This is a genomic window from Rhizobium sp. AB2/73 (assembly GCF_020871915.1).
Taxonomy (GTDB): Bacteria; Pseudomonadota; Alphaproteobacteria; order Rhizobiales; family Rhizobiaceae; genus Rhizobium; species Rhizobium dioscoreae.
Genome location: NZ_CP067072.1, coordinates 1,044,370 through 1,056,318, shown reverse-complemented (window position 1 = coordinate 1,056,318; position 11,949 = coordinate 1,044,370). Strand labels below are relative to the sequence as shown.

Sequence of the window (11,949 nt, the reverse complement as noted above, 5' to 3'; positions counted from 1 at the left end):
GGAATTCTTGATGGAAGTTCGCGTTCAAAACCTGCGTAAGGAATTCGGTCGCTTTCCCGCATTGCACGACGTGTCGCTGGATATCCGCTCGAGCGAATTGATTGCGCTTCTTGGTCCATCGGGCTCCGGCAAGACGACGCTGCTGCGCCTGATTGCCGGTCTCGAAACCCCGACAGAGGGACAGATCTTCTTCGGCGAAGAGGATGCGTCGCGAAAGACGGTGCAGCAGCGCAATATCGGCTTCGTGTTTCAGCACTACGCGCTGTTTCGGCACATGACGGTGATCGACAATATCTCTTTCGGCCTGAAAGTCCGCTCGGCATCGCGTCGTCCGCCACGTGATGAAATTCGCCGGCGTGCCCTGGAGCTGTTGGAACTGGTGCAGTTGAACGGCCTGGAGAAGCGCTATCCGGCCCAGCTTTCCGGCGGCCAGCGGCAGCGCGTGGCATTGGCGCGCGCCATGGCGGTCGAGCCGAACGTGCTGCTTCTGGACGAGCCCTTCGGCGCTCTCGATGCTCAGGTCCGCAAGGACCTGCGCAAGTGGCTGCGGGAAATCCACGACCGGACCGGCCATACCACCGTCTTCGTGACCCATGACCAGGAAGAGGCGCTGGAGCTCGCCGACCGCGTAGTCGTGCTCAACAAGGGCGCGATCGAACAGGTCGGAACGCCGGACGAGATCTACGATTCGCCGAATTCTCCCTTCGTCTATGGCTTCATCGGCCAATCCAATCGTCTCAAGGTGCGCATCACCAGCGGCGAGATCTGGTTCGATGACAAACCGCTGGGACTCAGCACGCCACATGAGCCCGATGGCGAAGCCTATCTCTATTTCCGACCCCACGATATCGAAATCCGTGACGGCGATGGCGGCGCGATCGCGGGTCTGCTCGTTGCCAGCAGGCGCGTGGCAGGCACTCGCCATCTTGAAATCAACATCGGTGCCGAGCACGATCCTATCGAGATCGAACTACCGCCGAACAAGGCGGATGCATTGGATCGCAACCGCATCGCCTTCAGGCCGACACGCTGGAAGCTCTTTCGCAACGGTGTCTGACGATCAGTCCTCTGGGTGAGCGGCAGAAGCAAAGCCGCCGCCCTGATAGACGATTGCGGGATCATTCGGATCCTCGGCGGGTGTTTTCGACAGAATTTCGGCGCGCCAAGGAGCCGCGCTATCGCGCGGCTTCCAGCCAAGAAAGGCGGCGTTGCTGTTGTCCCACCATTGTTCGTCATTGTCCGAGACGCCGTAGACGATCGTATGGCCGAGGCGCGGGGCGTTGAAGGCGCAATCGCAAAGCGAAACGAAGTCCCCGATGCTGAACCACGTGGCGAGCATGCGCGTATTGCGCGGCTCGGGAAAGCACGAGCCGATGCGCACTGAAAGCGTTTCCTGGCCGAACTTGTCGAAGTAGAGGCTCGCGACGGCCTCACCGAACACCTTTGAGACGCCATAGAGCGAATCAGGCCGGGTCGGCACCTTGTTGTCGATCCGCTCATCCCGCCGGTAGAAGCCGATCGTGTGATTGGAGCTCGCAAAGACGATACGCGGCTTGCCGGCGGCGCGCGCGGCCTCATAGAGATTGTAGAGGCCGAGGATATTGCCTTGCAGGATCAGATCGAAGGGCTTTTCCACCGATATCCCCCCGAGATGGATGATACCATCAACGCCTTTCACTATCGCATCGACGCCGCTGCGGTCGGCGAGATCGCAGGTGGCGAAACGCTCGTTCGGGCGCAGGTCGCTTATCGGCGCGAGGTCTGACAAAAGGACGTTCTCGGCGATCTGCGACAGAAGAGGCCGGATTGCCTGGCCAACACCGCCGGCGGCGCCGGTCAGCAACAGAGTTTTCAGCATGATTGTCTCCCGGATCGGTCATTTCGGCGGGGAGCCTATAAGATGGTCCTCCGCCCGTCATCACATATATCGGTGGGATCAACATGAAGCATGTCGATAACGTCTAGGCAGTCTGCGAATGCGTCCGAGCGTCGATGTCGAGCACTTCGAGGCTGACCACGGCCTTGATGGGCAGGTGATCGGAAGCCACGCGTGCCAGCGGCGAGTCATGCACTTCGACTGCGGAGATCATGCCGCGGCGGTTTGCCATGATGCGGTCGAGCGCCAGAAGCGGCAGTGTCGAGGGAAAGCTCGGTACGGCGGGCGGTAGCGGTCCGAACGCATTCTGGATGGTATTGAGAGATGAGCGGTCGCCAAGGCGCCATTCGTTGAGATCGCCCAGCAGGATGGTCGGCGTCTCGCTGCCGTCGTTCATGAGGTCGACGATCAGACGCGTCTGCTGCGCGCGCGAGCGATGCAGCAGGCCAAGATGCGCCGCGATGATCCTGAGGCTTCCGCCACGGGCCAATTCCAATTCGGCGATCAAGGCACCGCGCGGCTCAAGCCCTGGCAAATTGATCTGGTGCACGTCGCGAACCGTGCCCTGTTTGAAAAGAACCACATTGCCGTGCCAGCCATGCGCCTTGGTGACGCCGGAAATCGGCACCGGGATGAGGCCCGTCTCGCGTTCGAGCCGGCGCAGATCGAGAATGCCCGTGCGTTCTCCAAAACGCGTATCGGCTTCCTGCAGGCCGATGATGTCGGCATCGATTTCATGAATGACGCGACTCGTTCTTTCCGGATCGAAGCGGCGGTCGGCGCCGACGCATTTGTGGACATTGTAGGAAGCGATCAACGTGCCGTCCGGGCGATCCGGCTTGCTGCCGGCCGGTTTGGGGCGCGATTTCTTTCGGTTCTTCAGGCTTTCCAGAATGCTCGCACGAAGACTTTCTTTCTTTTTTCGCATCTATCCGTCGACCGTTCCTTGATCAGATCATGTCGGGCACGTGAGACCGAGTATAAGAAGCGATTGTTGGCCTTGTCATGTAAAAAGGCTGCGACAAAGGCAGATAGTCTTTCGTTGCAGTCGTCAGAGATAGGGTGAGCCAAGCCAGAGCACCTTTTCGATAAGCCGTACGACAAATGGCCGCGCCCTGAGCTTTTCGAGATCTACCGGATGTGCCGTTTCCAGGATCGCGCCGATATGGTCGTCGATCGTGCTGGCAAAGCCGCGATCGAGTACCTCGAGATCCACCTCGAAATTGAGCCGCAGGGAGCGCGGATCGAGATTGGATGAGCCGACATAGGCCCAGATACCGTCGATGGACAAAAGCTTGGAATGGTTGAAGGCGCCTTCGGCGCGCCAGATGCGGCAATAGTTCTTCAGCATCTGGTCGAATTGCGCCGTCATGGCCCGGTCGACGAGTACCAGATTGTTGGCTGTCGGCACGACGATATCGACCTCGACGCCACGCCGGGCCGCCGTCACCAGCGCACTGATCAACTCGCGATCCGGCAGGAAATAGGGCGACATGATTCGGATGGATTTGTGCGCCACCGACAGCGCGCCGATGAGCATCTTGTGATTGGTCTCGACGCTGCGATCCGGGCCGGAGGCAACGACCCGCATGAAAACGGGCGCTCCAGGCTCGTTGGAGGGCGCGGCAATCCGCCATTCCTCGCCATTCAGGACCTCGCCTGTGGTGAAGCGCCAATCCTCGGCTGCCGTATTGAAGAGATCGGCGACTGCAGGTCCCGTCACGCAGAAATGCATGTCGCGAGCGCTGTGCTCGTGCGCGAATTCGCGCGTGAAGCCCTGACGGATATTCATGCCGCCGGTAAAGGCAATTCGCCCGTCTATGCTGAGGATCTTTCGGTGGGTACGCAGGTTGGCATAGGGCAACCGGAGACCGATGATGACGTTGCCATTGAAGACGTCGACCTGCACGCCGCCTTCGCGCAGATAACCCATAATGCTCGGCACGGAATAACGGGCGCCGACAGCATCGATTAGTACACGCACGCTGACACCGCGTTTGGTCGCAGCAATCAGGGAATCGGCGATGCGGAGGCCGATCGGGTCGCGATCGAAGATGTAGGTTTCCATCAGGATGCTGCGCTCGGCGCCGTCGATTGCAGCCTTCATCGCGGCATAGGCAACGTCGCCGTTCGTCAGCATCTCGATGGTGTTGCCGGTGCTCATCATATAGCGAACGACGCGGTCGCCGAGCGTTTTCATAGAACCGAAACGATCGCCGAACCGCCGGCGCACCTCGCCGCCATCGGCGTCGAAGCTGGAGAGCTCGCCATTTGCATCCTTGCGAAAGAGCGCGTCGCGCTGCGAGCTGAGGGAGGCCCGGCGGATGCGATTGATGCCGGCGACTGCATAGAGGACGGCACCGATGATGGGCGACAGGATGATGACGCCGACCCAGCCGATCGCGGCGCGGACATCTTCTTTAGTCATGGCTGCATGGATTGCAGCGGCCGCCCCCATCACGATGGAAAGCACGGCGAGAATTTGGCCCCAATGGGCAGCCACGAGGTCGATCATGATGCAAGTATATCCTTGCCCGCAAAAGCTGCAATGAGTGGGCAGGCGATCGTCAAGCTGCCATCAATAGCGGTGCGAAACTTCATCTTATTAGATAATTTTAATTGAACCCTGTTCTGACCAGCATCATACTTAGATTGCTTCGGCTGCTTCGCTACCGTCCCCCACGGTAACTTTTGTTTTTGGTTCGAAGCGCCACTGCGGTTCGACAGTCGAGATCGAAGAACGCTAGCTATAGTGTCTTGGCTGCTCGGGGGAGGCGTCAAAGCCCGCGTTTCAAGAACGGGCATCATTCATCAAAACCTTGTTCAATGATGCGAACGGAGAACAGCAGATGTTGAAATCTCGGGACGAATGGATCAAGAAGCGCGCATACGCCATATGGGAAGAGGAAGGCCATCCTTCCGGTCGCGACGTCGAGCACTGGGCGCAGGCGAGCAATGAGCGCATCGCGCTTGAGAAAACGGCAGCAGACGGCGGCGCGATCGACATCAAGCCCAAGGCCAAGCGCAAGACGGCGGTCGCCGCGGCGGCTGTTGCCGAAGAAAAATTGGCTAAGCCAGCAAAGAAGATATCGAAGAAGGGTGTAGCCGCGAAGGTATAGGACGCGTCAGCTTTAGGAGTGTGGCGGAGATGAGGGCGGCTCGATGGCAACATCGGGCCGTCTCTCTTTTCGAGATGGTAGCTGGCGGAATATTCGCAATAATTTCGGTGGTTTGGCTCTCATCCGCGAAATAGTTGTCACACATCAATGCTACAGATTGTGAAGGGAGTTCAGCAATGTGTGGCAGCTATATCGATGATGTGGAAATGACGGCCGCGGCGATTGTCGCAGCGCACCGGCCTTTGTGGCTTGCCGCTAGATTGGAACTGATGGGATGACATCACTCCTCGTGCTCGCTGCGCTGTATCTTCTGACGACCTTGGTCCTCATTCTGATCATCGATCGCTCGGTCGGCGTCTTTTTCCCTGTCTCTGCCAAGCAGCGTGTTGCTGTGCGGTATGGTCGGCGCTTCTGGATGCTCCCGAGCAATCTGCTATCCGGCAATCGCAATTCTTCCGGCCAAATCTCGGAACCTTTTTCCTGACGACGGGTTGCTCTTCCTTCCCAGCAAGGAGAAAGATCATGCCCCGAGGAGATAAATCCGCCTATACCGACAAGCAGAAGCGCAAGGCCGAACATATCGAGGAAGGTTATGAAGACCGCGGCGTTTCGCATGCAGAGGCGGAGCGGCGTGCCTGGGCGACTGTAAACAAGGAAAGCGGCGGCGGCAAGAAGTCAGGTTCCGGTCGCGGCCATTCCGAAAGCCACGAATCGTCCGAAAAGGGCGGCAGGATCGGCGGACGCGCCGCTGCAAGGCGACCCTCTGCGGAGCGCTCCGCCTCTGCAAAGAAGGCGGCTGCGACGCGTAAACGCCACGAGCACAACGCACATTCCTAGGCCATCGGTGAGAACTGGATGCGATGGTCGAGATCCATTCGGCCGTCGCTATGAAGTTCATAAGGTTTCCGGTGCATATGTCTTCCCCTGTAATCGTCGATTGCCTCTTATCTTTCGCGATGTCGACGCTAAATTGCAGTCTTGCGGCGATCATTGCAGCGGATAGCTCTCAATATCGGGGAGATGAAACCGAATGGCTTATGAACTCTACTATTGGGATGGCATTCAGGGGCGCGGCGAATTCGTTCGGCTGGCGCTGGAGGAAGCCGGTGCAGACTATGTCGATGTTTGTCGTGCTCCTGCAGGCATGGGGCAGGGTATGCCCGCCATGTTCGCCATCATGGAGGGTAAATCTGAACTCGGTCTCCCATTTGCCCCACCGTTTCTGAAGGACGGTGATCTCATTATTCCGCATGTGGCGAATATCCTGATGCATCTCGGGCCGAAGCTGGGTCTGGCGCCGAGGGACGAAGGAAAGCGCCACGTGTTGAACGGCCTGCAGTTGACGATCACCGATCTCGTCGCCGAGGTACACGACACGCACCACCCCATCGCGACGTCGAAATATTACGAGGATCAGAAGCAAGAGGCCAAGGCGCGGGCTGCAGAATTCATCGAAAACCGCATTCCCAAGTTCCTCGGCTATTTCGAGAAAGTGCTTCAGCAGAACCCCGAAGGGCCGAGCCATATCTTCGGCGGAGAATTGACCTATGTCGATCTTTCGCTGTTTCAGGTCTATGAGGGGCTGCGTTATGCCTTCCCCCGCGCGACGGCGCACCTGGATCGCCGATATCCGCATCTGACCGCGCTGCACGGAGCTGTCATGAAACGGCCCAATATTGCTCGCTATCTTCAGTCCGATCGCCGCATTCCCTTCAATGAGAACGGCATTTTCCGGCACTATCCGGAACTGGACAAAGATGTGGCCTGAGCGATGCTGCTTTATCAATTCATTCCTGCGTGCTGGATCGTCTGGCTGCTGATCTGGCTTTTCGCCTCGTTCGGCGTGAAGAAGAGTGTGCGGCAGGAGGATCCCCTGTCGCGGCTCGGCAATACCGCGCCGATCTGGATCGGCGCCTTCCTACTTTCAATCGATCCATCCTGGTTCGGCCCGTTGCGATACCGCATCATTCCGCAAGACCTCACCTCTTATACTATCGGTGCCGCTCTAACCTTCATTGGTCTGCTCTTCGCCGTCTGGGCGCGCTATCACATCGGCAGAAACTGGAGCGGCGTGATTACCCTCAAGGAGGACCACGCGCTCATACGCTCCGGTCCCTATGCCCTTGTCCGGCATCCGATCTATTCCGGTCTGATGCTGGCCATTATCGGCTCGGCAATTGCGCGCGGTGACATCGCGGCGGCCCTTGCCATCGTCGCGGTTCTCTACGCCGTGCTGCGCCGTATGCGGATCGAGGAAAGCTGGATGAGCGAGACCTTCGGCCCGGCCTACGCTGACTATAAGGCGAGCACCCCGGCACTCGTCCCGTTTCTAGTATAGCGTCAGACTTTGAGCGGTGATGCCGTTTTGAAGAAATCGGCCCAAGGATCGGCGCTCGATTGGCCGAGGCGCGATGCTGCATTCTTGATGGTAAAGGAAGCCGGCCCGATCTTGCCGTCCAATTCTTCCCAGCTGACCGGCATCGAAACGGCAGCGCCCTTTCTGGCGCGTGTCGAATAGGCCGCCACGGCAGTATTGCCCCGGCCGTTGCGCAGGTAATCGATGAAGATATGGCCCGCCCGCTTTGCCTTGCTGGCGACCGACAAATACGTCTCCGGACTATCGGCGCTCATGGCATGGGCGATTGCCTCGGCGGCATCCTTGACCTGCGGCCAGGTCGCCCGCGGCTTGATGGATGCGACCACATGCAATCCCTTGCCGCCGGAAGTCTTGACGAAGGAGTTTAGCCCCAGCGTGGAAAAGCGCTGCCTGATCTCTTTTGCCGCGGCCACGACCTTGTTCCAGACGACATCTTCCCCGGGGTCGAGATCCATGATGATCATGTCGGGCTTTTCCCAGTGATCGATTGTGGTTCCCCACGGATGGATCTCCAGGGCTGCGGATTGGACGAGCGCTGCCAGCCCATCAAAATTCTCGATCTTCAGAAGCTTGGCGGCGTCTTTGTCTTCGGGATCGGCGATTTCCGTGATGTGATGATTGATGCCTTTCCATGCGTGTTTCTGGAAGAAGCGCGGTCCATCGATGCCATCCGGGCAGCGCAACAGGGCAAGGGGGCGGTTGATGACGAATGGCGACATGCGTTGCCACGCCAGAGCATAATATTCGAGAAGATCGTGTTTGGTAATATTATCCTCGGGCCAATAAACTCGATCCGGATGGGTCAATTCCACCGACGTTTCAATGCCGTCATGAATGGGCGTCTTTGCCATCCGCGTGCGCTCCATCTTCCTCGACGCGAAGGCGCCGTGCCGGGCAAGACTAGCATTGCCCGCCACACAAAGCGACCGCTGGCCACTTCTCACGGCATGAGCTGGCCGCCATTGACCTCGATGATCTGGCCGGTGATGTAGCCAGAAAGAGTGGGAGAGGCGAGAAAGAGGTAGGCGCCAACGCAATCTTCCGGCGTGCCCACGAATCCCATGGGGATTGTCCTGCGCTGCAGTTCCATCTGCTCATCATTGGTATAGCGCTCATGGAACGGTGTTGCGATGACGCCGGGTGCTACCGCGTTGACGCGGATCTTGTCGTTGACGAATTCCTTGGCGTGGCCATGGGTAATGGTCGAGACGAACCCTTTGGAAGCCGCATAGAGGATCGCGCCGTTGCCGCCGCCATTGCGCGCGGCGATCGAGGTCGTGTTGATGACGAAGCCGCCCTGTTTTTTTAGGTGAGGATGAGCGGCGCGGGTCGCCGCAAGCACGGAGCGTGCATTGAGGTTCATCACCCGCTCATAATGCTCATCCGTCATTTCGGCGGTCGGAAGCCGCCCGAGCATACCGCCGGCATTGTTGATCAGGCCATCGAGGCCCCCCAAAGCGTCTACGGCATCCTTGACCACACGTTCGGTCTCTCCGTCTTGCGAGACGTCACCTTGAATAAGATGGACCGTGCCGCCGCCAGCCTTGATTTCATCGGCCAGTTTTTCCGCCGGTTCGCGGCTTGCATTGAAGTGCAGACCGATCTTCATGCCCTGGGCGGCAAAGGCGCGCGCGACGGCAGCGCCAATGCCGGTCGAAGCGCCCGTTATCAGCACCCTTTTTCCGGCAAGATCGGGAATGCGAATAGACGCAAGCGATTGCGCGAGTTCTGCCATGACGACTCCTCCTGAACGTGAACCAATCATACGACGAAATATGCCTTTGTCTTATCAGGCTCCGGGGCAGGAAGGCAATCATGCCAAGCGCGACAAAAGGACGAGAAGAGATTTTGTTGAGGAAGCGTCCGTAATCTGCGGAAAATAAATGCGTTTTTCTTGCATTTGAAGTTAAGCTTTCGATCGAAGTCGTAGAAGCATTGCTCCACACTCATCTCGCAAACGGACAAAACGATCTGGCGTGGCGCCGCTGCGACGGATAAGGAAGCTACCAGGAGAGTCGAACGCGTGCGCCTGTTCCGATGAAACGACGGCGACCGCGGCTTTCAGCAACAGGGAAAGACTGAGGATATCATGAGCAAGAACAAGCTGATCCGTTTCGACGTCGCTGACAATCAGGCCGGTGGCCAGCGCCGCCCGTTCGCCAAGGCCGTCAGGGCAGGCGATTTCGTCTACGTCTCGGGCCAGGTTCCGACCATCAACGGTGAAATCGTTGCCGGCAATATCGTCACTCAGACCGAGCAGGTCATCGCCAATATCAAGGATGTCCTTGCCCTTGCCGATTGCACGCTCGAGCATGTGGTGAAAGTGAATGTGTGGCTGGATGATGCTCGCGATTTCTCGAGCTTCAACGCCGTCTTCGAAAAGCATTTTATCGATCATCCGCCAGCCCGCTCGACCGTTCAGTCGCCCATGATGGTGGATGTCAAAGTCGAAATGGATGTCGTCGCCTACAAGCCGCTCGACTGAGCAAACGCTGATTTCGCTTCGATTGCGCTGCGGCCAGGCTGCATCGCAATCAATCCCGCGTCCATGTGCGATGGCGCGTCCAGATAATCAATCTCCCCAATATTTGCTCTTAAATGCACAAGCCGGCAGGGTGCATGTTTCGGTATTGCGGATCAGCGCACCCTTTTTCGCGCTTGCGGCTCCGTATGATCGCAACTGCAAACGTGCCACTGCGCCGTAGCTCCCGATATTTCCATGCATTTCCGGTAGCGGCGGTGTGGATGCCGACATCCGCGGCAACCCTCCAGACCTTCAAATCAATGGCTGTCGATTTCCAATCAGCGATTGACGAGTCTCAAAACTCACGATTAAATCAATTTGATTGACTACTCCAAAACAGCAAGAGGGGCTGGAAATGAGAATGAGGAAAAAGTCATTACGCAATCTATTTCAACGGACATCATTGGCAGCGGCGGCGCTCAGCGCTTCCCTGGCATTTAGTGCGGGTATCGCCTCCGCGGCTGAATCCGTACTGACGATGCATATCGAGGAGCAGACCAGCTGGGTCAGTAACTTCAATCCGTTCGATCTGGCCGGTCGTCGCCAGAGCACGATGGATTTCATCTACGAGCCGTTGGTCATCTTCAACGCCAATGATGGCGGCAAGCCGGTCTGGCGGCTTGCGACCAGCTACAAGTTTTCCGACGATCTGATGTCGATCACCTATGAGCTGCGCCCGGGCGTGAAGTGGTCGGATGGCCAGCGGCTGACCTCCGCGGACGTCAAGTACACGATCGACCTGATGCTGAAGAACCCGGCCGTCGATACCGTCGGTGTCGGTCAGACGGTCGCCTCCGTCGAAGCGCCTTCGCCGACGCAGGTGACGATCAAGCTCAAGGCTGTGAATTCCGAATTCCCTGAATCGCTCGCCGATCTCGCCGTCGTACCCGAGCATATCTGGAAAGACGTTGCCGATCCGGTCGCCTTTAAGAACGAGAAGCCCGTCGGTTCCGGCCCGATGACCGAGGTTCGCCGCTTTACGCCGCAAGTCTACGAGCAGTGCCGCAACCCGAATTACTGGGACGCTGCGTCGCTGCATGTCGACTGCCTGCGTCTGCCGCAGATTTCGGGTAATGACCAGATGCTGGCGCTGCTGCCGGAAGGCACCGTCGACTGGATCGGCTCGTTCCTGCCGCAGATCGACAAGACCTTCGTCGCCCTCGACCCGCAGCATAACGGGTACTGGCAGCCGCCGGCGGAAACCGTTGCCTTCGAGATGAATTTCAAATCCACGAACGCCGGCAATCTCGAAGCTTTCAAGGACCTCAACTTCCGTCATGCCTTCAGCCTGGCGATGGACCGCAAGTCGATGGTCGATATTGCCGGCTTCGGCTATCCGGTCGTCAACCTGCATGCCAGCGGCCTGCCGCCGCGCTTCGAGAGCTGGCGCAATAAGTCAGCGGAAGGCGATAAGGACGCCTTCATGGGCTTCGACACCGAAAAGGCGAACAAGATCCTCGACGACGCCGGCTACAAGAAGGGTGCCGATGGTTTCCGCACCACGCCGAGCGGCAAGCCGATCACCTTCGCGGTCATCGTACCGAACGGCTGGACCGACTGGATCGACGCAGTGCAGATCGCCGTCGAAGGGCTGCGCGCCGCAGGCATCAACGCCTCGGTTGCCACGCCGGAATACGAGCAGTGGCGCAAGCAGCTTCTCGATGGCAGCTTCGATGTCGTCATGAACTCGCGTGCCGACAGTGCAACCCCGTTCCAGGGCTATTATCAGAGCCTGTCGACGGCCTATGCCGGCAAGCTCACCGTCGCCGCGGCGCGCTACTCCAACCCGAAGCTCGATGCGCTCTTCGATCAATATCTGAAGTCGTCTTCCGATGAGGATCATAAGAAGATCTTCAACGACATTCAGGTTCTGATCGCCGATGACTTCCCGGTCGTTCCCGTCTTCAACGGCCCGACCTGGTACCAATATTCGAGCAAGCGTTTCACCGGTTGGGTCACGGACAAGGATCCGGTGATGAACCCGGAAAACCACGACAACAACCGCATGCGTCTCATGCATCTGCTGCGTCTGAAGCCGGTCCAATAAGGCCAC

13 protein-coding genes are annotated in these 11,949 nt (G+C 58.4%); 8 read left to right on the top strand and 5 right to left on the bottom strand.

Features of this window, described 5'->3' with window-relative positions:
- Positions 1-10: 10 nt before the first annotated feature.
- Positions 11-1,057, top strand: coding sequence for a sulfate/molybdate ABC transporter ATP-binding protein (locus I8E17_RS24545; RefSeq protein ID WP_069609966.1), 1,047 nt, complete (start codon positions 11-13; stop codon positions 1,055-1,057).
- A gap of 3 nt (positions 1,058-1,060) precedes the next feature.
- Here I8E17_RS24545 and I8E17_RS24540 read toward each other — a convergent pair whose 3' ends face one another.
- The 3 genes from I8E17_RS24540 to I8E17_RS24530 all read right to left on the bottom strand — a co-directional run bounded on the left by I8E17_RS24540 (position 1,061) and on the right by I8E17_RS24530 (position 4,391).
- Entirely contained in the window at positions 1,061-1,858 is a 798-nt protein-coding gene (locus I8E17_RS24540) for an NAD(P)-dependent oxidoreductase (protein WP_069609965.1), read from the bottom strand.
- A 103-nt stretch (positions 1,859-1,961) separates the two neighbouring features.
- Positions 1,962-2,804: an endonuclease/exonuclease/phosphatase family protein gene (locus tag I8E17_RS24535; protein ID WP_069609964.1), complete on the bottom strand. Its 843-nt coding sequence runs from the start codon at positions 2,802-2,804 to the stop codon at positions 1,962-1,964.
- A gap of 123 nt (positions 2,805-2,927) precedes the next feature.
- Entirely contained in the window at positions 2,928-4,391 is a 1,464-nt protein-coding gene (locus I8E17_RS24530; RefSeq protein ID WP_069609963.1) for a phosphatidylserine/phosphatidylglycerophosphate/cardiolipin synthase family protein, read from the bottom strand.
- 334 nt (positions 4,392-4,725) lie between these two features.
- Between I8E17_RS24530 and I8E17_RS24525 the strand changes: the two genes are divergently transcribed.
- The 5 genes from I8E17_RS24525 to I8E17_RS24505 all read left to right on the top strand — a co-directional run bounded on the left by I8E17_RS24525 (position 4,726) and on the right by I8E17_RS24505 (position 7,333).
- Positions 4,726-4,995, top strand: a complete 270-nt coding sequence (locus tag I8E17_RS24525; RefSeq protein WP_069609962.1) for a DUF2934 domain-containing protein — start codon at positions 4,726-4,728, stop codon at positions 4,993-4,995.
- Between the two features lie 274 nt (positions 4,996-5,269).
- Complete coding sequence (locus tag I8E17_RS24520; RefSeq protein ID WP_069609961.1) at positions 5,270-5,479, top strand: hypothetical protein; 210 nt, start codon at positions 5,270-5,272, stop codon at positions 5,477-5,479.
- 38 nt (positions 5,480-5,517) lie between these two features.
- On the top strand, positions 5,518-5,832 hold the full coding sequence (locus I8E17_RS24515; RefSeq protein ID WP_069609960.1) for a plasmid stabilization protein: 315 nt from the start codon (positions 5,518-5,520) through the stop codon (positions 5,830-5,832).
- A 193-nt stretch (positions 5,833-6,025) separates the two neighbouring features.
- Positions 6,026-6,763, top strand: a complete 738-nt coding sequence (locus I8E17_RS24510; protein ID WP_069609959.1) for a glutathione S-transferase — start codon at positions 6,026-6,028, stop codon at positions 6,761-6,763.
- Between the two features lie 3 nt (positions 6,764-6,766).
- A complete protein-coding gene (locus I8E17_RS24505; protein WP_069609958.1) occupies positions 6,767-7,333 on the top strand; it encodes an isoprenylcysteine carboxylmethyltransferase family protein in 567 nt (188 codons plus the stop codon).
- Positions 7,334-7,335: 2 nt separating this feature from the next.
- Here I8E17_RS24505 and ligD read toward each other — a convergent pair whose 3' ends face one another.
- Together ligD and I8E17_RS24495 are read right to left on the bottom strand one after the other, a co-directional pair.
- On the bottom strand, positions 7,336-8,223 hold the full coding sequence (gene ligD, locus I8E17_RS24500; protein WP_069609957.1) for a non-homologous end-joining DNA ligase: 888 nt from the start codon (positions 8,221-8,223) through the stop codon (positions 7,336-7,338).
- Positions 8,224-8,312: 89 nt separating this feature from the next.
- On the bottom strand, positions 8,313-9,107 hold the full coding sequence (locus tag I8E17_RS24495; RefSeq protein ID WP_069609956.1) for an SDR family oxidoreductase: 795 nt from the start codon (positions 9,105-9,107) through the stop codon (positions 8,313-8,315).
- Between the two features lie 354 nt (positions 9,108-9,461).
- On the opposite strand from I8E17_RS24495, the gene I8E17_RS24490 reads away from it, so the two are divergent.
- A complete protein-coding gene (locus tag I8E17_RS24490) occupies positions 9,462-9,857 on the top strand; it encodes a RidA family protein (protein ID WP_069609955.1) in 396 nt (131 codons plus the stop codon).
- Between the two features lie 394 nt (positions 9,858-10,251).
- Positions 10,252-11,943, top strand: coding sequence for an ABC transporter substrate-binding protein (locus I8E17_RS24485; RefSeq protein ID WP_113367011.1), 1,692 nt, complete (start codon positions 10,252-10,254; stop codon positions 11,941-11,943).
- The last annotated feature ends 6 nt before the right edge of the window (positions 11,944-11,949 follow it).